Origin of the sequence: Vibrio comitans (assembly GCA_024346835.1) — a bacterium.
Lineage (GTDB): Bacteria > Pseudomonadota > Gammaproteobacteria > Enterobacterales > Vibrionaceae > Vibrio > Vibrio comitans.
Map to the genome: position 1 here is coordinate 594,061 of AP024867.1, position 23,050 is coordinate 617,110.

Consider the following 23,050-nt stretch of genomic DNA (forward strand, 5'->3'; position numbering starts at 1 on the left):
TATTTAAGCCTTGCTCACTCTTTTCTTACTGTCTCTCGGCAAGGTGCATTTTAGGATTGATGTATGTATAAAATCTTCGAAGGATTCACCAAAGCCTTCCCAAAAAACGAGCCTGAACAGCCGCCAAATACGGTTTTCGCATTTTGTCGTTATTACACCAAGGGATTTGAAAAACCTCTGCTACTGATGGCACTGCTTAGTACAATCGTCGCTATTGTCGAGGTGTCTCTGTTTGGCATGATGGGTAAACTCGTTGACTGGCTAGGGTCGAGCAATCCTGATACCTTCATGCAAGAAAATGCGAACACGCTAATCACCTACGGCGTGTTGGTGTTGATCGTTATGCCTGTTCTAGTCACCTTGCATTCATTGGTTCAACATCAGACCTTACTGGGTAACTATCCAATGTCTATCCGTTGGATGGCACACCGATATCTGCTCAAGCAAAGCTTGTCGTTTTACCAAGATGATTTCGCAGGGCGAATAGCCACCAAGGTGATGCAGACGTCCCTTTCCGTAAGGGAAACCGTCATGAAGACACTGGATGTATTTGTATACGTCAGCGTGTACTTTACCTCTATCATAGTGCTTCTAGCTCAAGCAGATTATCGCTTGATGTTGCCAATGCTAGCCTGGCTTTTGGCGTATATTGGTATTCAAATCTACTTCGTACCTCGCCTAAAGCAGGTCTCTTCGGAGCAGGCCGATGCTCGCTCAACCATGACGGGACGCATTGTCGATAGTTACACCAACATAGCAACGGTGAAGCTTTTCTCTCATAGCAAACGAGAGACCGAATATGCAGAAGAAGGCATGGAAGGTTTCTTAGATACCGTTTATCGTCAAATGCGCCTTGTTACTGGCTTCAATGTAATGGTTGAAGTGGTTAACTATGTATTGGTATTTGCCATTGCCGCTATTTCTATCATGCTATGGATGGACGATGCCATCAGCATCGGCGCTATCGCCATCGCAATCAGTTTAGCGCTTCGCTTGAATGGCATGTCGATGTGGATCATGTGGGAGGTGGGCGCATTGTTTGAAAATATGGGCACCACCGTTGATGGTATGGCGACACTTTCTAAGCCCATAGACATCAAAGACAAGCAAGATGCGAAGCCAATTCAAGTAGAGAATGGCGGAATACATTTTGATGACGTTAGCTTTCACTACGGTGAAAATAAGGGCGTCATAAGCAACCTGAGCTTGAATATTAAACCCGGAGAAAAAGTGGGCTTAGTTGGGCGCTCTGGTGCGGGGAAATCTACTTTAGTCAACCTTCTGCTGCGTTTCCACGATGTAGAAGGTGGGAAAATCAGCATCGACCAACAAGACATCTCCGCCGTTACTCAGGACTCTTTGCGTAGCAATATCGGCATGGTGACACAAGACACCTCGTTACTGCACCGCTCTATTCGAGATAACATCTTGTACGGCAACCCGACGGCGAGTGAAGAAGAGCTTGTTGCGGCAACCAAACAAGCGCATGCCCATGAGTTCATAGAAACATTAACCGACCCGTTTGGTAATCTTGGCTATGATGCTCAAGTTGGAGAGCGAGGCGTAAAGCTCTCTGGAGGACAGCGTCAGCGAATTGCCATCTCTCGTGTGTTGTTAAAAGACGCGCCAATATTGGTGCTTGATGAGGCAACGTCTGCTTTAGACTCGGAGGTTGAGGCCGCCATTCAAGAGAGTTTAAACGAATTGATGGAAGGAAAAACGGTGATTGCCATTGCCCACCGCCTATCTACAATCGCGGCTATGGATAGACTCATTGTCCTAGATAAGGGACATATAGTGGAGCAAGGAACCCATCAGGAGCTTATTCAGGGGAAAGGCATCTACGCGCAGTTATGGGCTCATCAAACCGGTGGATTTATTGCACAATAGATTGAAAAAAACTGGCCTAGAATTCTCTCTAGGCCTTTTCTTTTCTAACCTACCTGTTGAAAACCTTCTTCTTGAATCGACTGAGTGTTGAAAACAAAAAAGGCATCAATCCAATGCAAAACAATAGCGGAGTCTGGTGCTTGTTTTAACTGCTCAAATGTAGAACGATAATGCTCCTCACTAATTAGGTGTTTACGCATTTCTATAAGTTCAGAGGTAAACTCCAAAGAAAATTCAGGGTGCCCTTGAACGGTGAATATGTGGTTGTCCTTTGCCAACATAAAGTTTGGACAAAAATCACTAGAAGCAACTACCCGCATTCCGCGAGGAACAGTAATCACCTGATCTTGATGACTCACCAACATTTGCAGCCTATCGATGGACAGATTCATCCAACGCTTTTGCGCAACAATATTCACTTCATCGTTGCCTAATCCCCAACCCTTGGGTGATTTTTCAACTGTACCGCCAAGCGCACGAGCAATAAGTTGATGCCCAAAGCAGATACCTACCAAGGGCTTACGCCTTGCTTCACAGCGTTGAATCCAATCTATTAACCCTAAGATCCAAGGGTCATTATCATATGCATTACACACACTCCCCGTAAGTATGTAGCCGTCACAATCTTCTAGTTCAGGCAATTGCTGATTAAATGCATCATATTCGTAGAAGGTAATTTCATTGTTGACCGCTTCGAATACCTTGGCGATCATATTTGAATACTGGCCGTAATTTTCAGAAAGTGCTGGTGCTAAATGCCCGCATACTAGAATCCCTATTTTCATCCATCGCCCTCGCTTATCCTATGAGAATTCTGCCTAACCATTAACGAGTATAGGCACTTATTTCTCTTCGCAACGACAAATTCAGTAAGAATTAAGCTCAAAAATCAATCATAAAACCAATGCGCAAACTTAGCGTAAGATCACATTTTTAAAACGTAACTTAGAATTGTTACCTTATTTTTGAGATCTCATAAATAATCACTCGCCTTCTATAACCTCAACCCTTTAAATCGACAAAAACTGAATAGCTAGATACTGATATTGCATAAAGAGTGAATAAATATAAGGGATATTCAATCACAATGAATATTTGAGGCTTGCTAAGCACTTCTAAGCCTGTATTGTGACTTTTCATTTTAGATTGCAAGGGATGCATTTTTTATGCTGTTGATACGTCCAATTACAGCAAGCGATCGTCAAGGACTGGCGGAATTAGCGAAACAAACAGGTACCGGTTTCACCTCAATGCAGGATGATCCAAAACGCATTGATCAGATGATTGAAGATGGCTGCGCTGCGTTTGAGAGCCATACTCCTTTAGAAGACGGGTACTATTTGTTTGTTGCTGAAGATCTAGAACAGCAAACATTGGTGGGTACCTGTGCAGTTCAAGCAGGTGTCGGCTTGCAGGACCCTTTCTACAGCTATCACCTAGACACTACAGTGCATGCCTCGCGAGAACTTGATGTATACAGCAAGGTGCAAACCCTAAGCCTCAGCAATTTCCACACAGGATGCACTGAATTGTGCACTCTGTTTTTGCTTCCTGAATCGAGAATGGGCTATAACGGCCATTTGCTCTCTAAAAGTCGTTTTTTGTTCATGGGACAAAATCAGGAACGCTTTGATTCTACGGTTATCGCAGAGATGCGTGGCTTTAGTGACGAAGAAGGGAGTTCACCTTTTTGGGAAGGACTCGGACGTCACTTTTTCAACCTAGATTTTGCAATCGCAGATAAGCTATCGATGCACGACAAGGTATTTATTGCTGAGTTAATGCCTAAAAACCCTATCTACACCAACCTGCTACCAGAAGAAGCTCAAGAAGTGATTGGTCATACGCACCCACACACTCTGCCAGCTCGTAAGCTTCTGGAGTCAGAGGGGTTCCGCTTCAATCACTACGTCGATATTTTTGATGCAGGGCCAATGTTGGAGTCACAAGTCAGGGATATTAGAGCCGTACGTGAGCAGCGCTTAGCCACTGTTAAAATTGCCAAAGACATTACTCCAAGTGAGGTGCCTTATCTCGTCAGCAACGGCAAAGTGAAGCACTTTAGAGCGCTAGCAACCAAAGGGATTCAGCTTGAAGGCAATACCATCATTATGGATACCAAGCTTGCAGATACGTTGCAGCTTAAGGAAGGCGATTCTGCGCCGTTTGTTCCACTGTTTAACGCTCTAGCAGAGCAAGAGTAGAATCCATTCAAGGAGTGAAGATGAACAACTCAACCCAACATGTTGAAGCCAATTTTGATGGTCTTGTAGGCCCTACTCACAACTACGCAGGCCTATCTGACGGAAACCTTGCCTCTAAAAACAATCAAACTAAGGCGTCTAGCCCAAAGCTAGCGGCCAAAGAAGGCCTGAAGAAAATGAAGGCCTTGCATGACCTTGGAATGGTGCAGGGCGTCATTGCGCCCCTTGCCCGCCCAGATATTGGTATGCTTCGTCAATTGGGCTTTACCGGTGATACAGCATCTGTATTGAAACAAGCGGCCAAACATTCTCCGGCACTTTTAGCGGCTTGCTGCTCTGCGTCAAGTATGTGGACTGCTAACGCGGCCACTGTCTCGCCAAGCAGCGATACACACGATGGCAAACTGCACTTTACGCCAGCAAATCTAATAAACAAATTTCATCGCTCTATCGAACACCCGCAAACGGGTCGAATCCTTAAGGGAATGTTTAGCGATACTAATCACTTTGCTCATCATGATGCGCTTCCATCTAGCAACTATTTTGGTGATGAAGGTGCGGCAAACCATACACGTTTCTGTAATGAGTATGGTGATCATGGTGTAGGCTTCTTTGTGTTTGGTGAGAGCGCATTCAATAGCGCTATGGCAAAACCAACACGCTTCCCTGCACGCCAAACGTTAGAAGCAAGCTCTGCAATCGCTCGAATACATGGTTTGGCAGAAGACAAAGTTGTGTTTGCTCAGCAAAACCCTGACGTGATTGACGCGGGTGTATTTCATAATGACGTGATCGCCGTGGGTAACCGAGACGTAATGTTCTGTCATGAAAAGGCGTTCCTCAACAAAGAAACGGTATACAACGACCTCAGCAGTGCTCTAGAAAAGCCATTAAAAGTAATTGAAGTACCTGAATCTGCTGTCTCTGTTGCTGATGCAGTGGGTAGTTACCTGTTCAATAGTCAACTACTTAGCTTACCAAATGGCAAGACCGCTTTAGTTGTTCCTAGAGAATGTGAGGAAAACCTGCAAGTTGCCGATTATTTGCAAACCTTAGTTGCAAGTCACCAAGGCATTGATGAACTACTTTGCTTCGACCTGAAACAGAGCATGCAAAACGGTGGTGGCCCTGCATGTCTTCGTTTACGTGTTGTTCTCTCTCCAGCCGAGCAAGCAGCCATGAACCAGTCAGTTTTAATGAGTGAGTCGCTGTTTTCTACGCTCAATGTATGGGTAGATAAGCATTATCGTGACTCGATTTCTGCTCAAGATTTAATGGACCCCTCTCTACTAACAGAAAGCCAAGCAGCGCTAGATGAACTGACTCAGATATTAAAACTGGGCTCTGTTTATGATTTCCAAAAAACGGGAATATGACGCAAGCACTAATGGATGCAACATAGTATGAAAATAGTTGCACTTTATTGCCGTTACGCGAATTGTTTATAAATTGAGTAGATTTACAACTTAATTACAGATAGGATGATTTTGTAGTCATCTTTCTTTCTCAACGACTACAAAATGAGAAGGCTTACACTAAAGCCTCATAAATTTGGTCTTATCTGTATCAGTTGGCTAACTTACACATATCTGACCCACTCTCCATACCCAAGGCCATCCACCTTGGGTTTTCTTTGTCTGCGGCGTTTTCTCAGTAAGGGAATGCACTATAAGGACAGGAACCTTTAAACACCACCCTCGAGTTCTTTTATAGGGTACCTTGAATCCACAATCGTGTAATAAACTCCCGCGCCCCTATTCCTGTCAGTGTCCCCTGCACACCCAACACAAATCACAACTCAATAACAAAACCGCAACAATATTGATCTAGATCATTTTCTGAAATGCTTAGCTGAATTAAGGTGAAGTTGTTAACAAAGTGTGAACAAAGGAGTATTCGCATGGAACTAAAACAAGACCCAAGATGCTACACCGACGTATGCGTAAACGGACTTTGGTATCACTATGACCACTGCGGGACAAAGGCTTATATACTCAAGGGAGGAGCTTCACCTTCGGTGGACTTCCATAAAGAGCCTAAAACTGAGGACGAATTGGTCGATATGATCAAAGCATTGGACCAAGCTAAATAATTAAAGCTACGCCTAACACAAATAGAAAAACGGCCTGATTTACATCAGGCCGTTTTATTTTAAACATCTTTTAGAAGCTTAAGCTTTGCGACGTGCGGTCACAGCGTCTGCAAGTTGGCGTAGTACCTTCTCAGTATCTTCCCAACCAATACAAGCATCAGTAATAGACTGTCCGTATGTTGCGGCTTTACCGTCAACTAGGTCTTGTCTACCTTCAACTAGGTGTGATTCAATCATTACACCGAAGATAGCTTGCTCTCCACTCGCTAGTTGCGCTGAAACGTCCTCAGAGACGTTAATTTGACGTTGATATTGCTTGCTGCTGTTTGCATGGCTGAAATCAATCATCACCTTCTGACGTAGCTTAGAGGCCTCTAGCTGTTGCTTGATATCAGCAACGTGCTCTGCACTGTAGTTTGGCTCCTTGCCTCCGCGAAGAATGATATGACAATCTGGGTTACCACCCGTTTCCACAATCGCAGAATGGCCGTATTTCGTTACCGATAGGAAGTGGTGAGATGCCTCAGCACTGCGAATTGCATCAGATGCAATCTTAATGTTGCCGTCTGTACCGTTTTTGAAACCAACAGGGCAAGATACGCCTGATGCCAACTCACGGTGGACCTGAGATTCGGTAGTACGAGCACCGATAGCGCCCCAGCTGATCAAGTCACCCACATATTGAGGAGTGATCATATCTAGAAACTCGCCCGCCGTCGGTAGGCCCATATCCGTTAAGTCTAAGAGCAGTTTACGCCCCATGCGTAGGCCATCGTTCAACTTGAACGTATCGTTTAGGTATGGGTCATTAATTAAGCCTTTCCAACCAACCGTAGTACGAGGCTTTTCAAAGTAAACACGCATAACAACTTCTAGGCGATCACCTAGCTCATCACGAAGCACTTTTAGGCGCTTACCATACTCTAATGCAGCCTCGGTATCGTGAATCGAACAGGGACCAACAATCACCAATAAACGGTCATCTTGGTCATTTAGGATGTCATGAATCGCTTTTCGCGAATTATATGTGGTCGCAGCAGCGGTTTCCGTTGCTGGAAAGCGTTCCAAAATAGCAATTGGCGGTAGTAGTTCTTTTACTCTATTGATGCGAACGTCATCGGTTTGGTACATAGTAGATTATCCTTAAATTCTTACCGCTTACAGAATAAGCACTTAGCATTCTAAATTTATGCAGTGCTGTAACGGCATCTGTTTTGCTTGTGTCCATGCAACTTAACTAAGAAGAAAACGAGTTTCAATCACTTTTTTAATTAAAAAGCAATATTTTGACAATATATAAATTTTACGCAAGGTGTATAATTTTAATTACACCCAATAATTAAGAGCTTCAAAGTGATTCAACACATCACCTAAAGCGCTAATTTATAATGACTTAATAATAATTCAGCACTACGCTGCGCATGTAAACACTTTTCTTCTTGTGTGGGAAAACCTCTCATTCCTACCAACAGAGGCCAAAAATAATATCCTTTTATCAATGCGTAGGCTTGTTCAGTAAATAGGCTAACATCGCACTCCTTCAGTTTTGCATCTGCCATTGCTTGTCTTGCCCAAATAGCTATCGCACTATCCTCTTTGGAAAACTTTGCCACTTGCAGTTGCAACTCTTCAGGGGAGTAAAAATAATGACCGATTGCGACTCGTGCCAGCTCAATGTAATCGGGAGCGCAACTCACCTCAATTTCTGCCAACAGTATTTTTTCTAACTGCAAATCCAAAGGCGTATCTGGTTGATAAACCAAATCAATCTCTTGAACCGCTTCTCGCCACATGATGCCTACTAGCTCGATCACTAGTGCTTCTTTCGAGCTGAAATGATTATATACGGTACGTTTGGAGACATTAGCTAGGCTAGCAAGCTTATCCATGCTGGTATTCTTGACGCCAAATTCAAGAAAGGATTGCTTTGCAGCGGCGAGGATCGCTTCGCGCTTTAATTCACTACGTGTTTTTTTCATTATTTATCAATATCTTATTTATGGTGGAGGAAAAACCATCACCTAATTTTACACTAAGCAGTTTACTTTTAAAGCTTTGCGTGTAAACTACACCGTATAGTTTACTTTCATTGATAACATTTACATGAAACGATTTGTATTGGGAGCACTGCTAATGTCTGCAACAACTATCAACGCAACTGAATTTCCATCTGTTGAAAAAAACGGTAAGTTTCAAAACAACGAGATTGAATACAAAAGCGGCTTTGGTGATCTTTACGGCATCATTAAGTCCTATGTCACAGCAGATCGTGAACACCCTATCCCACAAGAAGCTTTACCAAGTGTTCCTCTATCCCGAAAGGATATTGAAAATACAACTAATGCAGCGGTTGCTCGCCTAGGCCATAGCAGTATGCTCATTCGACTAGATGGTAAAACTATTCTCACAGATCCCGTGTTTAGCGATCGTGCGTCACCAGTGCAGTGGGCAGGACCAAAGCGTTTCCAACCAGCGGCTATATCCATTAAAGAACTCAGCACTATTGATATGGTTGTCATCAGTCATGATCATTACGATCACCTAGACAAACATGTCATCAAGTCAATACACAAAAGGGTCGAACACTTTTTGGTTCCACTACGTATTGGCAAGATTTTGCAAGATTGGGGGGTTCCCCAAGAAAAAATCACTGAATTATACTGGTGGCAGGAAAAGAACATAGGCTCTATTACCTTTGCTGCGACACCGACTCAGCATTTCTCGGGTCGTAGTCTATTCGATAGAGACCAAACCTTATGGGCTAGCTGGGTAATAAAAGGTGAACAAGCTAATCTTTTCTTTAGTGGTGATTCTGGATATTTCTCTGGATTTAAGGCTATTGGAGAAAAATATGGACCGTTTGATCTGACCATGATGGAAACGGGCGCCTATAACGACGCATGGAGTGACATTCACATGACGCCAGAGCAAAGTGTTCAAGCTCATATAGACCTTAGAGGAAAGGCAATGTTGCCTATCCATAACTCTACTTTCGATCTTGCTCTACATGATTGGTTTGAGCCACTAGAGCGCGCTCTAACCCATGCAAACAGTAAGCAAGTTCAATTGGTGACTCCAGTATTTGGACAAATGGTCGATGTAAACTCACCAAGCCACCATACTCAACACGCATGGTGGCGTGAATTGCAACCCTCTACCGAAGGCTTCGAAACCGCGGTGGCAAATACTCATTAATGTTGAGTTAAGAGCAGAGGCTATGACGCGCTCTGCTCCTCTTCTAAGCGTTGCTGCAAATACTCCAAAAACAAACGTGTGCGCGTATGCTCATAATCAAGCTTGGGGTAATACGCATATACCTTAGTATCTTGTGCTTGGACATCAGGAAGGATTTTGACCAGACTTCCTTGCGTCAATTCTTGTTGAATCATCACAGCATTGGAAATCAAAATGCCCATTCCACTTTTAGCCGCATGAAACATAGCTTCAGGGTTAGTCGAAGCAAAATTGCCATTTAGAGAAAGTCGTTTTCCATCCGCTAGCTTCAGTTCTCGGTGAAGCTGTTCACCAAAAATCAATACGTTATGCTGCTGAAGCTCAGTGGTATTTTGTGGTTCACCATGCTCTTGCAGGTATTTGGGTGAAGCGTAAAAGCCCAACCGATCCTCAAACAAAGCCTTGGATTTAAAGCTTAATGAATTGAGGTGTTCGATCTCTCTGGAGATAAACAGATCTAAGCTCATTTCTGGCATTTGACCGGGAGTCGTTGTAATCAGTTGAATTCGAATGTCTGGATACTTCTTCAAGAATCCATCAAGGTAATGAACCAAAAACTTGGAGCCTACAGCGATGGTTGCCCCAATCTTTAACATTCCATTGGGGCTATCGCTAACTGAGCGTGTTTCATCCACTACAGACTGGAGTTGGTCGAGAAGCTTCTTGGTTCTATCGTAAAACAGCGCACCTGCTTCTGTTTGAGTTACTGAGCGAGTCGTGCGCTTTAATAGCTGTACGCCTATTCTATCTTCCAACCATTGTATACGCTTACTCACTGCTGAGCTTGTAGTCGACAAGCGCCTAGCAGCCCCGTTAAAGCTTCCCTCATCAACCACCAGCACATAGCTTTTAAGGCTCTGAATTAAATCCATATTACTTCCCACCAAGAATCAATCTAATTCCAAATTGAGTGATTATCATCTAATACATTTCAATTTAAACTACTCTGCATGAAATTAAAACACTCTTCAAAGATGAAATTAGGCCCTTTAGTCTTGGCAATGATGATCATTGCTACAGGACAAATGGGTGTAAGCATTTACTTACCGTCATTACCTTTAATTAGCGAAAGTCTGCAGATCGACAAGTCTCAATTGCAGTCAATTGTTACCCTATTCTTGGTCGGTTTTGGTCTCTCACAGCTCTTTTATGGTCCCTTATCAGACGCCATTGGCAGACGGCCAGTATTTCTATTGGGCCAATTTATTTATCTAATCGGCACCGTCATTTGTCTGACTCTGTCTGATAGTCTTACCACTCTTGAAGCTGGTCGACTGTTGCAGGGATTGGGAGCAGGAAGCGCTTCAGTTCTTGGACGCAGTGTTCTGCGGGACAGCTATGATGGTGGACAACTCACAAAAGCCTTAGCGTACCTATCAGTGACGGCCTCGATTATGCCCATTCTTTCTCCCGTATTAGGGGGATGGGTAGCCTTCCACTTTAGTTGGCATGCAGTGTTTGCTTTTGTGCTTGTCTATCTTGGCGCCACCTTTGTTATAGGCTGGTATGTGATGCCGGAAACCCTGCCTTATGCTAAGCAAAAGTTCAGACCATCTTCAGTTATAAGTAAGTACTTACAACTAATTAAGAACCCACAGGTTATTGGTTCTGCATCTTACAACTGGTTTAGTTATCTAGCGGCAGTGGTATCGCTATCCATCATGCCTTACATGATGCAGCAAGAAATGGGAATGAGTGCAGCCGACTACGGTACGCTTATGATCATACCCTCGGCTGGGCTTCTGGGTGGTAGTCTATTGCTCAACATGCTTAATAAACGATACAGCACCTTTCAGTTGCTCGCACTCAGCATTGGATTATTCTTCTTTGCCGGGCTTTGGCTACTCGTTACTCCGTTTACTGTATTCAATCTCGTCTGGGCATTTACCTGGCTTACCGTGGCGCAAGGTCTCTCCTTCCCACTGTCAATCACGCTATTGCTTCAGCCACACAAAAAGGACGCAGGCTCGGTTTCTGCACTTTCTGGCTCAGTACAGATGTGCATTGCTGGTTTTTTTGGAAGCTACTTAGTGGGGAACTGGGTAACGAATCAAGTAGAACTTGGTGCTCTTTACTTGTGCATTGGCGCTAGCATGGGAGCGGTATTGCTTTGCTCGGTACTGAAAAAGAGCCTTCAAGATAAGGCTCTATTGGAAGAAAAGTAGGGAGTTATTTGTTAGGGCCTAGCAACTAAGGTATTGCGGCCATTCTGCTTAGCTTGGTACAACGCGTTATCGGCGTCAGTAATAAGCTGTCGCAATGAGTTGTCCTCATTCGGGACGACACTCGCAATACCTAAACTCACGGTCACATGAGGTGCCACGTCACTGTTTTCGTGTGGTAGTTGCATCGCTGCAACCTTGTCTAATACTGTCTGAGCAAGATGAATTGCACCATCAAGGTCGGTGCTAGGTAGTAAAATGACAAACTCTTCACCACCGTAACGAGCAACCAAATCCGCTGGACGTGCCACACTGTCGCTTAATGTTTTAGCAATCTTAACTAAACATTCATCACCATCAACGTGGCCATAATGATCGTTGTACTGCTTAAAGTAATCCACATCACACATGATCATTGAAATGGGTTGCGTCTCACGTTGCATCCTGCGCCATTCCATTTGAGATACAGAGTCAAATTTCAAGCGATTAGAGATTTGGGTAAGAGAGTCTGTCATTGAAAGCTCTTTGAGTCGGTGTAATACCTCTTCAAGGCTCGCCTCTCTGCTCTCGATTACATCAAGCATCTTGTTTAACTGCCGAGACAACTCCCCTATCTCATCGCTAGTCTCCACCTGTGTGCGCTTTGTATAGTCTTTAGTGTTAGTGATAGCCGTCGCTTTGTGAGTAAGATGAGTGACCGGCCCTAGCACCACTTTTCTTAAGGTAATCCACAACGCAAATAACAGTAAAAAACCAAGTAAAATACTCGCAAATAAAGCTGATTGAACCGCCAACTTACCCTGTTGCGTGATATCTCGAGGGAAAAAAGACGTCACTAGCATCACAGGTACGTCATAACTAAACACGTAACGAGCGACTTCAAGTGTTTCATCGTCAATTTCAGTAATTGTAAATTTGTCACTATACTTTTTTGACCAATCTTCCACCGGGCTAATCTCAAATCGAACACGGGTTTGTTTAATAAAGTCAGAAATCAAATTTGGGTCAATGTAACGCCCACGAAGAATAAACCCTTTTGAAGGACCTTTTTCTCGAGAGGTTAAGATTGGGCGGATGGAGTATACAATCGGCTTATTATCTATAAGAACAAACCCCATGTAATGGGTATCGATGCTAAATAAGTCTAATTCAACTGTAGATATCTTGGCTTGCAAACGATCAACAACTAATTGAGCAAAACTACCATCATTAACTAGAGAGTGACTCTCAGAATCGTAAATCCCATGCCAATAAAGATACTTTGCTTCATCAAAGTAGAATAAGAAATCAAACTGACCATTGCGAAAAGACTCAGCACCTAAGTTTCCTTCAATGTAATCGGGGTTTTTTCCTTGAATAAACGCATAAGTCTCATCCCACGCTCCCCAATCTTTATTATGTAGGTCTAAATCTACGATATCTTCATTAAAACGGGCAATAACTCGCTCAAAGTTTGTAATTGCATCTTTTCTTTCTAACTGTTTGAAGACCGGAAAAACGTACTGCCATTGAGCAAAAAAACTCACAGCGACCAAAGCGGCTAAAAGTGGCAACAGTATGTAGAGGATTTTTTTTGATAAAGACATTTAGCGCTTAAATACCACTGTATAAAGAAAAACCCCAACTAGTAGAATAAATTTATCAGTTGGATCAAAGGATTATGAGCGTTATTACTGTGCTTATAATAGACTAAAATTATGCGTACAGGCGAATTGAATGCCTCAGAAATAAGCACATCACACAAGGAACGTTATGTCTCGAGTCAATATATACAATGCACAACCCGCCGCATATAAAGCCTTTTTTGGCGTAGAAGCCTATCTAAAGCAATGTGGCTTTGATCCCATCATTGAGGAAATCGTTCGTGTTCGCACTTCTCAAATCAACGGGTGTGCTTACTGTATACACGTTCATACCAAGGGGGCGCTGCAGCATGGAGAGTCTCAAGAACGTATTTTTGCTCTGTCAGTATGGAAGGAATCTAAATTATTTAACGATAAAGAAAGAGCGGTACTAGCCCTAGTGGAAGAGATGGTTCATATCTACGCGCAGGGGATTACCGATGACACCTACAAGGCGTTAGAACAACACTTCTCAGAAGATGAAATTGCGCAGCTAATCGTTCTTTGTACCATGATGAATGCTTGGAATCGCTTAGGCGTGGCAACACATGCCAATGAACTGACGGTGTACAAATAGTAAAGAAAGGAAATCGAGGCCTGATATTTAACTCAGGCCTCTGAAATACAATTTATAACGCTACAGAGTTAGCTTAACAGCAGGCTCAGCAATGCCTTTACCTACTCCAGTTAATACTAATGTTTTACCTTCAGTATCTGAGCGATCCTCAATACCCACTTTAGCTGAGGTCACAAATAACGTATCCAGATTCTCGCCACCAAATGCAGGACAAGTGGGCTGCTTAACCGGAACAACATAGCGCGCAATAACCTCACCTTTTGGTGAGTACCGTACTAGCTCTCCCGCGCCCCAATGCGCACTAATCATGTCACCATTATCAGCTACAATCGCCCCATCAGGCTCTCTAAAGTTATCTGAATGGTCGATAAACAGCTCTGGCTCGGAGGTAGGCCAACCCGTCTCTTTATTTAATTTCATTCTCATTATCTGCGCCGTAGGCGAGTTCGTGAAATAAACCCACTGTTTATCTGCAGAGAAGCAGCAGCCGTTAGGAATAGTGATATTTGAGATAACCTCGGTGAGCTTTCCTTGATAATAGCGATAAAACTTAGCCTCACCCTCAACAGCATCTCGGTGCATGGTGCTAATCCAAAAACCACCCCATGGATCTGCGCGTCCATCGTTACTACGGTGAGTCAATGCATCATGCTCAAAACCAACAACCAGCTTTAGGGACTGTTGTTCAATATCTAACAGATGAAGACCGGCTTCATCTGCGAGAAGCAAACTGTCTTCATCAACCCAGCCAAGGGCAGAAGGTGTTCGCTCTAGTGGGATATCTAAGATCTCTTCCCCTTTAAGCGATAGCAATCGATGCTCGATGATATCGATCCAAAACAATTGTTGGCGTAAAGGGTGCCAGAGGATCCCCTCCCCCAAACCACAAGGGACATGCTGCAGTGCGGAAACCGTGCTCATAACTTCCTAATTCTTCATATTTTATAGTGAGATAGAGCAAACCACATACTGATATAAAATGCCGATAGGCGGCTCGCAGTTATTTATTTTCTTACAAACTAACTCAATTTAGATGTGGCGCAAATTGGACATCATCCTACGCCTCAACGGCTAAAATGCGCGCAATTCGAACAAATTAAACCGTTTGTAAGTGAGTCATACTATGCCGAACTCTATCAAAAAAGCAGCGACTACTGTTGTCCTACTTTCAACGCTTTTTGCACTGCCTGCGTTAAGTGGTGAACAAGATACTGATAAAAAAGCCCTAGCTGATGAGGCTGCTAAAGAGCTGGCGAACCCAAATACCGCCCTTGCCAGTCTAAATTTCAAGTTTCAATACTATTCAGGCTATGAGGGGGGTGGAGATAGCTCAACTATCTTGTTCCAACCTGCATTGCCCTTCCCTATGGATAACGGCGACAAAGTCATATTTCGCCCTGCACTGCCCTACGTCATCAATAATGATGTGGGCAATTTGAACAGGGATGACTCTGGCTTTGGTGATATCTCATTCGACCTCGCCTATGCGCCTAAAGCAGAACCAGGAAACATCACAGCCTTCGGCCTTATCGCTCAGTTACCTACAGGCAGTACAGGCTTTAGTTCTGAGCAATTTGCAGTGGGCCCTGAGATGCTATTGGGTAAGGCAAGTAAAGATCGCATCTTTATCTTCTTTCCCAATCACCTTTGGGGTGTATCAAATAACTCTGACAAGATAAACGGTGAACATGTTATTGAAGATATCAACCGCACCTCACTACAGATTGGCTGGGTTGAACTACTTGGCAATGGCTGGACAGTCGCATCTTCTCCGACAATGACCTATGACTGGAATACGGACCAAGCAGAAATCCCACTTAACTTTCAAGTGAGTAAGACGATCATTATGGGTAATCGCCCATGGAAGATCGGTTTAGAAGCCAACTACTACATCGAAAAAGATGAAAAAACTCGTCCAGACTTCATGATTGGTTTAAATATCACGCCGGTAGTAGAAAACAAGCTTGCTGGGATGTTTTAGGGCTCAACCAATAACGACTCTTCAAGGACCTAGATCCCAGATTCAAGGTTCTAGTTGAGAGCTTCTCACTTCAAGTTGTAAGCTTGAAGTGAGAAGCTCAGCTAGGAATAAAAATACGTGAACAGTACAGCTCAAACTGATATCCCCTTAATAAGAGTCGAAACTATTAGGCTGGTATTGAACTGTGCTAAAAACTTCTTTCCTGCGCCCTTGATAACGAAAGCAATCGAACTGCTACCGTCAAACCTTGAACGCCCCTACTTAGAATCGATTCCTGAATACGCCTTCATACACTTTATGCAAACCTTGTATCAAGAATCTGACCCACACACATTTTTTGATTACATAGTCGATTGCACTGCACAGTTGAGTTTTATGTGGCCAATTCCTATTGATTCCAAGCGCAACACGCTGGTCTCAATTCTTAACGACGTCACTGAACAATTTGAAACCCGCTCTAGCCAGTCAGAGATACAATTGGATCTTGAGGGTTATCAGAACCAAGTTAAAATCCATATCTCTACTGCCAACGATTATGAAAATCGCTATCAAGGTTCGGCATTTTGGTTGGAAATGAAGAGCCTGTTCTTCTTGATTCAATATGTTCGAAGGCTGCTAGGTAAGGACTGGCTTCCCCTGTCTGTCGGGCTTCAACATGTCGATATTGAACGGTTGGACGGTGAATTAAAATTGGCAAAACAAGGTGTTTTTGTTGATAGAGAAAGTACTTATATTGTCTTGTCGGAAGAAGAGGCCTATCAAGAGCTCAACGTTAAGCCTTACCACTATTCTCTGCCAGAGTACGATGTGCTCACCACCTACCATGAACAACTTTCATCAGCATTAATGCCTTACATTGGTGAGCGTAAGCTCGACCTTGATAGTGCAGCTGAGATCCTCAATACCTCTAGGCGCACCATTCAGCGAAAGCTCAACAATGAACACACTACATTTCGAAAGGTCATAGAACAATTGCAGATGCAGTTTGCTATTCGTGTATTAGAAGACGGCAGATTTAGCATCTCTGATATCGCCTCACATCTTGGGTATGCCAACTCATCAAAGTTTATTCGTGCCTTTAAGCGCATTACAGGTCTGCCACCAATGCAATACGCTCAGTTAAATGGGCTTAGCCCGCGCCCTGCGATGAACACGAGCAAAGCCTCTAACTAAAACTTAGAAAACCGAAAGTAAAATGCCATAACCTATGAAGCTCGCCACCAAAGCAACAATTGGCAATTTCATCTGCTTTAATAGGAAGTAACCAATCAGTACGATAGCAAAATCTTGTGCTCCACCTACCGCACTGACAAAGATTGGCTGATACAACGCAGCAATCAATAGCCCTACCACACCAGCATTTACGCCTTTTAACCCAGCTGAAACTCTTGGAATAGAAGCTAAAGTCTGCCAATTGTTAATCACACACAACACCAACAAAAAGCCCGGAAGGAACACAGCAATCGTCGCGACTATAGCACCGACAATCGGTTGCTGAGGCAATAACTCATATCCCAAGTAAGTAGCGAAGGTAAACATAGGGCCAGGAACCGCCTGTGCGGCTGCATAGCCAGTTAAGAAGCTATCCGTAGTAAGCTGATCACCAATGAGATTTTGCAGTAATGGAAGAACCACATGCCCTCCACCAAATACTAGAGAACCCGCATAGAAGAAGTCATGAAATATTTTCAGTAGCGGTGTTTGGCTTGCAACAAAAGGACCAATCAACAACACTGCAATAAAAATCGCCAATGGAATAACTGAGAGCTTACCTTTTACTGAGGGGGTTTGAGACTGATCCTGTTGTTTGAACCACAGCGAACCAAGCACAGCACACAGCAAAAGAACAATAATTTGAGCGGCAATACCACTGAACATCAACATGGCAACTGCCACAAAAAGGCACAAGCCAATAGATTGTTTGGTCTGACAAAAATTCTTGTACATCCCTACAATAGCATCAGCAACCACAACTACGGCTAATAGCTTAAGAGCGTGGATAACGGCAATAAACAATGACGTTTCTAGCAAACTGCTACTCAGCAGTGCCAGAGCTAACATCAAAATCACAGATGGCAATGTAAAGCCGAAAAAGGCAGCAAAAGCTCCACCGATACCGCCCTGCTTGTAGCCTAGAGCAAAGCCTACCTGGCTAGAGCCGGGACCAGGCAAAAACTGACTAAGAGCAACCAATTGTGCATATTCTTCATCCGTTAACCATTTTTTCTGCTCTACAAAGGTTTTTCTAAAATAGCCAATATGTGCCGCTGGCCCACCAAAACTGACCCAACCCAATGCAAAAAATATTTTAAAAATTGAAAACATAACCAATCACGACCGATAAAATGTGTTCATACCCTAAGCGAAGCTATTCTATGACTCAAATTAATAGTATTGATATATTTCATGAATGAAATAGGATTATATAAGTAAAGCAGATTATGGAGGTTCAATGACAGAGATAAATTGGAAAGGCGTTGATCTGAACTTATTAGTCGCGTTTCAAGCCCTTCTTAGGGCGCGCAGTGTTTCCGCAGCCGCAAGTGAACTGCATATTAGCCAATCGGCTATGAGTCACAGCCTATCTCGGCTTCGCTCTCTATTAGGCGATCCGTTATTTCATCGTAGCGGGCATAAAATGGAGCCTACAGAGAGGGCTCTCAACTTAGGCAATGATGTCGAACAAGTCTTGTCTGTAATTAAAAACAATATCCTGTCACCAGAAAAATTCGATGCTGAAACCTTTAATGGCACCTGCCGATTGGGACTCACCGATTATGCAGAGTTCGTCTTCGCCCCACTCATATTCGACGCATTAACTGAGCAGGCTCCCAATGTTAAAGTCAGTTTTATTAATGTGAATCGACACAATTTCACCGACATCATGGAAAAAGAGCGCTTAGACTTGGTAATAGGAAGCTTTCCTGAACTCGGTGAGGGCTTTGAATCTCAAGCGCTTTACCAAGAAAGTCACGTTTGCTTATTCGACCCCGTCGCAACAGGACTAACTACACCGGTGAGTTTAGAGGAATTTTGCACTCTTCCTCACGCATTAGTCAGCCCAGGTGGTCAATGGAAAACCCAGACCGATAAGACCTTAGCAAAGCAAAACCACCAGCGAAACGTGCAAGTTATTTCTCGAAACTTCTTAACTATTGGCCAATTAGTTAAGGGGCGAAATCTCATCTGTATTGTGCCAAAACTGATGTCTCTGATCCCCTACATTTCGGACGGGCTAACTCGCGCAAAACCCGCTATTGAAGTCAGTGACTTTACCATTAGCATGGTCTGGAAGAACGGACTGGCAAGCAATGACAAGCAACTGTGGCTACAATCTCGAGTAGCAACGGCAGTGCAAAACAATCAACTCAAGGAAAACAAGCAATAATGGAACATACCAAAGCTGAATGGCTTAACCTCTTGAAGATAACCGACAGTCCAATCATCAATGAGATAATTCTGATCACCACCCTAAGTTTGGTTTTCTGGCTGGTTTGGAAGCTATTAATTGGAAGACTCGAAGCCATTGCAGAAAAAACCAAGATCACTTGGGACAACGCGGTCATTCATGGGCTCAAGGCTCCAGTAAGTACCTTGATCTGGCTATGGCCCGGTACGGTTTCTATGGGGCTATTCCTTGAAGAAAACTTTACTCATGATTTTAATTGGCTCTCTACTCTTAAGCTGATTCTGGTTATTTGTATTGCGATTTGGACCCTGTCTCGAATCATTACCAACTTTGAAAATCAACTGCTTGAACAAACCAAGCGAGACGTCACTACTGTTCAAGCGGTAGCTAAACTCGCTAGATTACTGGTCGTCATTATCGGCGTGCTTACAGTAATGCAAACCCTTGGGCTTAGCCTTTCAGGCTTACTTACCTTTGGTGGTGTGGGTGGCTTGATTGCAGGTCTTGCAGCAAAAGACCTACTCTCTAACTTCTTTGGCGGCATGATGATCTACTTTGACCGCCCCTTTAAGGTTGGAGATTGGATCCGCTCTCCCGATCGCAGTATTGAGGGTACGGTTGACCGTATTGGCTGGCGAATGACCAAGATTATCACCTTTGATAAGCGCCCATTGTATGTACCAAACTCGGTGTTCAGTAATATAGTGGTAGAGAATCCTTCGCGCATGACCAATCGCCGTATTTACGAGACGATAGGGCTTCGATATGGCGATTCAACTAAGGTCGATAAGGTAATTGAAGATGTGCATCACATGCTAAAGAACCACCCTGACATCGATGCAAATCAAACACTGATCGTTAACTTCAATACCTTTGGTGCTTCGTCTTTAGACTTCTTTGTCTACACCTTTACCAAGACTGTGAATTGGGTTCGATACCATGAAGTAAAGCAAGATGTGCTACTGAAAATCATGCAGATAATCCACGACAACGGGGCTGATGTCGCCTTCCCTACTCAGACTTTAAAGCTAGATCATCCACCTGAGCAGGCTCTTGTTCAAAAGTAATGCGTAACTAACTTAAGTGATGTCCTCGGGCATCACTTAATTAGCCCCACGATCACCCTTCCATTCTCATTTATCGACCTGCGCAGACTAAACTGAAAAGTCAGCGTGACCGAAATACTCATCATCACAAAGATAGCGATCAGTATCATCATCTGATACTTAATGGCGACCATAGGTGAGGCGCCGCCTAAGATTTGTCCTGTCATCATACCAGGCAGGGTCACTAATCCTGTTGTTGCCATCGACGCCAAGATAGGGGCAAACGCTTTTTGCATAGCGGCTCTGACAAATGGCAATGTCGCGAATAGAGGTGGAGCCCCCAATGCAATGGCAACTTGATACTCTTCATTTCGCTCATCAAAAGCAGTATAGAGATTTTGTAGTGCGACTATGTTGCTACTCAAGCTATTCCCAAGCAGCATTCCTGCCAGTGGAATGACATATTGCGCACTGTAGATTGGGGTAGGTTGAACCACTAGCCAGCACAGAATGAAAAGTATGGGAGCGAGGCCAATAATCAAACCACCGATGACTGGAGTAAATAATACCTTACGAGGCAGCTTGGCTTTACCAACAATCGCGCTGGCGCCAACTCCAAGCATCACTGCAATCCAACCCAAGTTGAGCCATAGGTTGTTAGTCGAAAATACAAACTCTAGATAAGCCCCCACCAAGGTCAGCTGTACAAACATTCTTGCAACAGACAACCCGATATCTTTTCCTAGCTCTAACTTATAGAAGCGATTGATAGCAAAAGGAATTACAAGAAGAAGAGAAAAGGTGGCTAGGTGCCACCAATCAATATCATGAGAAGGCTGCATAGTTGAGACCGTAGTAGAAGATAAGCAGTTTAGATAATACCAATCACACTAAGGAAGTGTTTAGAATTAACGAAGGAAAGGTAGTTATTTATTTCGATTGGGATAAGTACTCTTTGCCTGCCAACACACCTGTTTCATAGTCCGCGAGGATATCGTCTTTGTGACTCAACAAACCAGTACAATTAAGAGGCTTTTGTGGTGCTATCTCTCGGATGGTGACTCCCTCTGGTGGCTGATTCATAAATTCAGAAATACTGGAATGATTCATATAGTGAGCAAATAGCATTTCCATTGAACGGGGTGCATGAGCCTTTATCTGTTTGTGTGATTGATGGGCAATCATTTCGGTTAGCTTCTCTGTATCCGGCAGCCAGTTTTTAGGCAGAGAATTGAGTGCTGGGAACTGATGGCTTTGCTTAAGCTGACTCACTCGATTTAAGAACAGGTCACTCAAATGTTTGACACGCTCATTCTTGCTTAAGGGTGCAATACGATTGATGTAAGGTTCAATACCACGAGCAAGCTCTAACTTAAGCTTTTCAAGTGGTTCAGCTTTTATAGCCACCTTCGTTTCTACTGTTTTTTCAATGATGGGCTCTGTTGTAATCACCACCATGTTGCACGCCCCACGTCGATACGCCTCATGAACCGGTATCGTTGCAGTAACACCACCATCAACCCAGTTTGCCCCGTCTATATTAATCTCTTGATGATATAGCATAGGGATAGCGCACGTGGCTCTTAGCACGTCATACCAATTCTCAGAAAAGATAGGAAAGTAATAGTCCTTCATCTCTTCTACGTGAGTAACACAGGCCAGTGCTTCTTTTTCCGACCCCAGGTTCTTAGCACCTTTTTCCAGATCCAGTGGAAACTCACCGCTATGCACAAACTGAAAGGCCCAATCGAGATCCATTGCCACCTGTTCTTTATTGACCAATCTATTAAAGTCAAAAAAGCGATTTTGAGTGGTGTAATTAAGGATAAAGTCTAAACCTAAACCAGGCTGCTTGGTCACAAACGAAGAGACATTGAGTGCTCCGGCAGAAGTACCCAAATACAAAGAAAACGGATCGTAGTTAGCGGCAATAAAGGTATCTAAGACGCCGGCCGCAAAGGCTCCCTTTTGTCCCCCGCCTTGAACTACTAACGAATACTTATTCGTACACTCAGTTTCCATGTGTCACATTCCTTAAATACGTCAGATAACAAAATACCGAGTGAATCCAAAGGATTCAACTCGGTATTATGGTATTTGAGTGGTACTTCTACATCATTGTTCAGGTCTACTGATCTTAATGTTCAGCACTACCCAACTCGAGCAGTGTTGCATTTCCGCCAACCGCTGTAATGTTTATCGTTCGCGTACGCTCTGTAATGTAACGAAGAGACAATTTAGGGTCTTGCGCTACTGGCATCTTATACAAATCAATCTCAGCGACTAACGGGGCAATAGCACCAGCTTTGCCCGCTAAGCTTCGGTTTACAGACTTAACTAGGACTTCTGAGCCCAAAATACAGACAACACGAACATCACTATCCAATAGTTGAGCATATTGGTCATATTCCACCAAACTAAGTACGCCGGATGGAAGCGGGAGATTATCGATAAGCGTCAAGACTTGCTGTGCCAGTTCACTATCTTGCACACACAGTAGCACACAATTTCCAGACATAAGTGCGACCGCCAGTTGTGCATAGAGAGCTTTAGCACAGCCTAGATCGACAGACTTGTCAGCCATGATAAGTGCAACCCCACGACCAGCGGTATACAGCTCATTTGTTTCACCCGTTGGCCCCGGCATAAGTTCTGGTTCAGTTAATAACTGAGCACTGTGTTTATGGTGAAATGCCAATGGAACCTTAAAGTTTTCCAAAGCAAGTTCAGTCGCTACCGAACTAAGAAGTTCGTAGCGAGCAGCGTATGGTGTTTGATTCCAAAGTGCCCACGCATGTTGTGCTTCTGAGAAGCAAATAGATGCTTTTTTCAT

Annotated in this window: 21 protein-coding genes; 11 read left to right on the forward strand and 10 right to left on the reverse strand. The window is 43.7% G+C overall.

The annotated features are described in order from the left end of the window. The first annotated feature begins 63 nt into the window (after window positions 1–63). The gene (locus OCU46_RS16545; RefSeq protein ID WP_141270496.1) at window positions 64–1,890 is read left to right on the forward strand and encodes an ABC transporter ATP-binding protein; all 1,827 of its coding nucleotides are present in this window, start codon (window positions 64–66) and stop codon (window positions 1,888–1,890) included. A 44-nt stretch (window positions 1,891–1,934) separates the two neighbouring features. Here the strand turns inward: OCU46_RS16545 and OCU46_RS16550 are convergent, their stop codons facing one another. Further along, window positions 1,935–2,675: a glutamine amidotransferase-related protein gene (locus OCU46_RS16550; protein WP_141270494.1), complete on the reverse strand. Its 741-nt coding sequence runs from the start codon at window positions 2,673–2,675 to the stop codon at window positions 1,935–1,937. Between the two features lie 381 nt (window positions 2,676–3,056). On the opposite strand from OCU46_RS16550, the gene astA reads away from it, so the two are divergent. The 3 genes from astA (at window position 3,057) to OCU46_RS16565 (ending at window position 6,186) form a co-directional block, all read left to right on the forward strand. After that, window positions 3,057–4,094: an arginine N-succinyltransferase gene (gene astA / locus OCU46_RS16555; protein WP_141270492.1), complete on the forward strand. Its 1,038-nt coding sequence runs from the start codon at window positions 3,057–3,059 to the stop codon at window positions 4,092–4,094. Window positions 4,095–4,114: 20 nt separating this feature from the next. After that, entirely contained in the window at window positions 4,115–5,470 is a 1,356-nt protein-coding gene (gene astB / locus OCU46_RS16560) for an N-succinylarginine dihydrolase (protein WP_141270490.1), read from the forward strand. Window positions 5,471–5,994: 524 nt separating this feature from the next. Continuing rightward, a complete protein-coding gene (locus OCU46_RS16565; RefSeq protein WP_141270488.1) occupies window positions 5,995–6,186 on the forward strand; it encodes a hypothetical protein in 192 nt (63 codons plus the stop codon). A gap of 78 nt (window positions 6,187–6,264) precedes the next feature. Here OCU46_RS16565 and aroG read toward each other — a convergent pair whose 3' ends face one another. After that, window positions 6,265–7,317: a 3-deoxy-7-phosphoheptulonate synthase AroG gene (gene aroG, locus OCU46_RS16570; RefSeq protein WP_141270486.1), complete on the reverse strand. Its 1,053-nt coding sequence runs from the start codon at window positions 7,315–7,317 to the stop codon at window positions 6,265–6,267. 239 nt (window positions 7,318–7,556) lie between these two features. After that, window positions 7,557–8,165 carry a TetR/AcrR family transcriptional regulator gene (locus OCU46_RS16575; protein ID WP_141270484.1) on the reverse strand — a complete coding sequence of 203 codons (609 nt, stop codon included), beginning with the start codon at window positions 8,163–8,165 and terminating at the stop codon, window positions 7,557–7,559. A 124-nt stretch (window positions 8,166–8,289) separates the two neighbouring features. Here OCU46_RS16575 and OCU46_RS16580 point away from each other — a divergent pair, with 124 nt between their 5' ends. Further along, window positions 8,290–9,381, forward strand: coding sequence for an MBL fold metallo-hydrolase (locus OCU46_RS16580; RefSeq protein WP_208733526.1), 1,092 nt, complete (start codon window positions 8,290–8,292; stop codon window positions 9,379–9,381). Between the two features lie 20 nt (window positions 9,382–9,401). Here the strand turns inward: OCU46_RS16580 and OCU46_RS16585 are convergent, their stop codons facing one another. Then, window positions 9,402–10,292 carry a LysR family transcriptional regulator gene (locus OCU46_RS16585; RefSeq protein ID WP_141270480.1) on the reverse strand — a complete coding sequence of 297 codons (891 nt, stop codon included), beginning with the start codon at window positions 10,290–10,292 and terminating at the stop codon, window positions 9,402–9,404. Between the two features lie 78 nt (window positions 10,293–10,370). Between OCU46_RS16585 and OCU46_RS16590 the strand changes: the two genes are divergently transcribed. Beyond that, on the forward strand, window positions 10,371–11,585 hold the full coding sequence (locus OCU46_RS16590) for a multidrug effflux MFS transporter (RefSeq protein ID WP_371858832.1): 1,215 nt from the start codon (window positions 10,371–10,373) through the stop codon (window positions 11,583–11,585). 11 nt (window positions 11,586–11,596) lie between these two features. Here OCU46_RS16590 and OCU46_RS16595 read toward each other — a convergent pair whose 3' ends face one another. Continuing rightward, complete coding sequence (locus tag OCU46_RS16595) at window positions 11,597–13,168, reverse strand: sensor domain-containing diguanylate cyclase (protein ID WP_141270478.1); 1,572 nt, start codon at window positions 13,166–13,168, stop codon at window positions 11,597–11,599. Window positions 13,169–13,334: 166 nt separating this feature from the next. Here OCU46_RS16595 and OCU46_RS16600 point away from each other — a divergent pair, with 166 nt between their 5' ends. Continuing rightward, entirely contained in the window at window positions 13,335–13,781 is a 447-nt protein-coding gene (locus OCU46_RS16600; protein WP_141270476.1) for a carboxymuconolactone decarboxylase family protein, read from the forward strand. 60 nt (window positions 13,782–13,841) lie between these two features. On the opposite strand, the gene OCU46_RS16605 is transcribed toward OCU46_RS16600, so the two are convergent. After that, window positions 13,842–14,702, reverse strand: coding sequence for an SMP-30/gluconolactonase/LRE family protein (locus OCU46_RS16605; RefSeq protein WP_141270474.1), 861 nt, complete (start codon window positions 14,700–14,702; stop codon window positions 13,842–13,844). 202 nt (window positions 14,703–14,904) lie between these two features. On the opposite strand from OCU46_RS16605, the gene OCU46_RS16610 reads away from it, so the two are divergent. After that, the gene (locus OCU46_RS16610; protein WP_141270472.1) at window positions 14,905–15,762 is read left to right on the forward strand and encodes a transporter family protein; all 858 of its coding nucleotides are present in this window, start codon (window positions 14,905–14,907) and stop codon (window positions 15,760–15,762) included. A gap of 117 nt (window positions 15,763–15,879) precedes the next feature. Further along, window positions 15,880–16,935 carry a helix-turn-helix transcriptional regulator gene (locus OCU46_RS16615; RefSeq protein WP_141270470.1) on the forward strand — a complete coding sequence of 352 codons (1,056 nt, stop codon included), beginning with the start codon at window positions 15,880–15,882 and terminating at the stop codon, window positions 16,933–16,935. Window positions 16,936–16,938: 3 nt separating this feature from the next. On the opposite strand, the gene chrA is transcribed toward OCU46_RS16615, so the two are convergent. Continuing rightward, on the reverse strand, window positions 16,939–18,087 hold the full coding sequence (chrA, locus tag OCU46_RS16620) for a chromate efflux transporter (protein ID WP_141270468.1): 1,149 nt from the start codon (window positions 18,085–18,087) through the stop codon (window positions 16,939–16,941). A 127-nt stretch (window positions 18,088–18,214) separates the two neighbouring features. Between chrA and OCU46_RS16625 the strand changes: the two genes are divergently transcribed. Both OCU46_RS16625 and OCU46_RS16630 read left to right on the forward strand, forming a co-directional pair. Further along, window positions 18,215–19,150 carry a LysR family transcriptional regulator gene (locus OCU46_RS16625; RefSeq protein ID WP_141270466.1) on the forward strand — a complete coding sequence of 312 codons (936 nt, stop codon included), beginning with the start codon at window positions 18,215–18,217 and terminating at the stop codon, window positions 19,148–19,150. Then, the gene (locus OCU46_RS16630) at window positions 19,150–20,238 is read left to right on the forward strand and encodes a mechanosensitive ion channel family protein (RefSeq protein WP_141270464.1); all 1,089 of its coding nucleotides are present in this window, start codon (window positions 19,150–19,152) and stop codon (window positions 20,236–20,238) included. Before OCU46_RS16625 ends, OCU46_RS16630 begins: the two co-directional genes overlap by 1 nt. Window positions 20,239–20,270: 32 nt before the next feature. Here the strand turns inward: OCU46_RS16630 and OCU46_RS16635 are convergent, their stop codons facing one another. From OCU46_RS16635 to OCU46_RS16645, 3 genes are all read right to left on the reverse strand, one after another. Further along, window positions 20,271–21,059 (reverse strand): ABC transporter permease, encoded by a 789-nt coding sequence (locus OCU46_RS16635; RefSeq protein ID WP_141270463.1) that lies wholly within the window; start codon window positions 21,057–21,059, stop codon window positions 20,271–20,273. Window positions 21,060–21,147: 88 nt separating this feature from the next. Continuing rightward, window positions 21,148–22,239, reverse strand: a complete 1,092-nt coding sequence (locus tag OCU46_RS16640) for a patatin family protein (RefSeq protein WP_141270461.1) — start codon at window positions 22,237–22,239, stop codon at window positions 21,148–21,150. Window positions 22,240–22,354: 115 nt separating this feature from the next. After that, a complete protein-coding gene (locus OCU46_RS16645) occupies window positions 22,355–23,050 on the reverse strand; it encodes a hypothetical protein (RefSeq protein ID WP_141270459.1) in 696 nt (231 codons plus the stop codon).

Coding starts and splice junctions, on each gene's coding strand:
- OCU46_RS16585 (WP_141270480.1), bottom strand. CDS start 10,292: ATGGATTTAATTCAGAGCCTTAAAAGCTATGTGCTGGTGGTTGATGAG.
- OCU46_RS16600 (WP_141270476.1), top strand. CDS start 13,335: ATGTCTCGAGTCAATATATACAATGCACAACCCGCCGCATATAAAGCC.
- OCU46_RS16640 (WP_141270461.1), bottom strand. CDS start 22,239: ATGGAAACTGAGTGTACGAATAAGTATTCGTTAGTAGTTCAAGGCGGG.
- OCU46_RS16595 (WP_141270478.1), bottom strand. CDS start 13,168: ATGTCTTTATCAAAAAAAATCCTCTACATACTGTTGCCACTTTTAGCC.
- chrA (WP_141270468.1), bottom strand. CDS start 18,087: ATGTTTTCAATTTTTAAAATATTTTTTGCATTGGGTTGGGTCAGTTTT.
- OCU46_RS16625 (WP_141270466.1), top strand. CDS start 18,215: ATGACAGAGATAAATTGGAAAGGCGTTGATCTGAACTTATTAGTCGCG.
- OCU46_RS16630 (WP_141270464.1), top strand. CDS start 19,150: ATGGAACATACCAAAGCTGAATGGCTTAACCTCTTGAAGATAACCGAC.
- OCU46_RS16580 (WP_208733526.1), top strand. CDS start 8,290: ATGAAACGATTTGTATTGGGAGCACTGCTAATGTCTGCAACAACTATC.
- OCU46_RS16610 (WP_141270472.1), top strand. CDS start 14,905: ATGCCGAACTCTATCAAAAAAGCAGCGACTACTGTTGTCCTACTTTCA.
- OCU46_RS16605 (WP_141270474.1), bottom strand. CDS start 14,702: ATGAGCACGGTTTCCGCACTGCAGCATGTCCCTTGTGGTTTGGGGGAG.
- OCU46_RS16635 (WP_141270463.1), bottom strand. CDS start 21,059: ATGCAGCCTTCTCATGATATTGATTGGTGGCACCTAGCCACCTTTTCT.
- OCU46_RS16575 (WP_141270484.1), bottom strand. CDS start 8,165: ATGAAAAAAACACGTAGTGAATTAAAGCGCGAAGCGATCCTCGCCGCT.
- OCU46_RS16545 (WP_141270496.1), top strand. CDS start 64: ATGTATAAAATCTTCGAAGGATTCACCAAAGCCTTCCCAAAAAACGAG.
- astB (WP_141270490.1), top strand. CDS start 4,115: ATGAACAACTCAACCCAACATGTTGAAGCCAATTTTGATGGTCTTGTA.
- aroG (WP_141270486.1), bottom strand. CDS start 7,317: ATGTACCAAACCGATGACGTTCGCATCAATAGAGTAAAAGAACTACTA.
- astA (WP_141270492.1), top strand. CDS start 3,057: ATGCTGTTGATACGTCCAATTACAGCAAGCGATCGTCAAGGACTGGCG.
- OCU46_RS16590 (WP_371858832.1), top strand. CDS start 10,371: ATGAAATTAAAACACTCTTCAAAGATGAAATTAGGCCCTTTAGTCTTG.
- OCU46_RS16550 (WP_141270494.1), bottom strand. CDS start 2,675: ATGAAAATAGGGATTCTAGTATGCGGGCATTTAGCACCAGCACTTTCT.
- OCU46_RS16565 (WP_141270488.1), top strand. CDS start 5,995: ATGGAACTAAAACAAGACCCAAGATGCTACACCGACGTATGCGTAAAC.
- OCU46_RS16645 (WP_141270459.1), bottom strand. CDS start 23,050: ATGAAAAAAGCATCTATTTGCTTCTCAGAAGCACAACATGCGTGGGCA.